General features: G+C 39.8%; 1 protein-coding gene. It reads right to left on the bottom strand.

What is annotated here, in order from left to right; genetic code table 11:
* On the bottom strand, nt 1-259 hold a 259-nt coding region (locus SAZ04_RS21675), incomplete at its 3' end, for a helix-turn-helix transcriptional regulator (protein ID WP_332699577.1).
* Nucleotides 260-467 lie beyond the last annotated feature (208 nt).

Genomic DNA, 467 nt, shown 5'->3' with positions numbered 1-467 from the left:
TGTTAGGCAGCATACCGAATGCTACAGCTTCTTCGTCTGTCCAATCTAGCGGGTACAAAGAAAAATTCCCAACAAACTTGTTCCCCTTCCCGTACCCATCACTTACTATCGGCACACGAGCAGCACTTAACATTTCCAAATCCCGATAAATCGTTCTTTCCGTCGTTTCACACCTTTCAGCCAGCTCCTTAGACTTAATCCCAGGGCTTGACTGAATTAAATTAATAATACGTACAAGTCTGATGAGGCGTTCTGACATGGAATCGTCCTTTCTTTTTATCCTTAAGTTATAGTTCTACATTACCAGTATTTGGGGTGGATTATCACATGAAATTGGAACAGGTTTTGTATAAAGAGAATTTCAGAAAGCATAAGGACGGTTCGAGACTGGTGAAAAAGTGCAATCTCTATTAAAAAGAGGGAATTCAACTACAACAAGTAGTATCTGTTTGAAGTTACGATCATCA

The sequence above is a fragment of the Halalkalibacter lacteus genome, assembly GCF_036663595.1.
GTDB classification, from domain to species: Bacteria; Bacillota; Bacilli; order Bacillales; family Bacillaceae_D; genus Halalkalibacter; species Halalkalibacter lacteus.
This window is presented reverse-complemented; position numbering and strand designations above follow the sequence as displayed.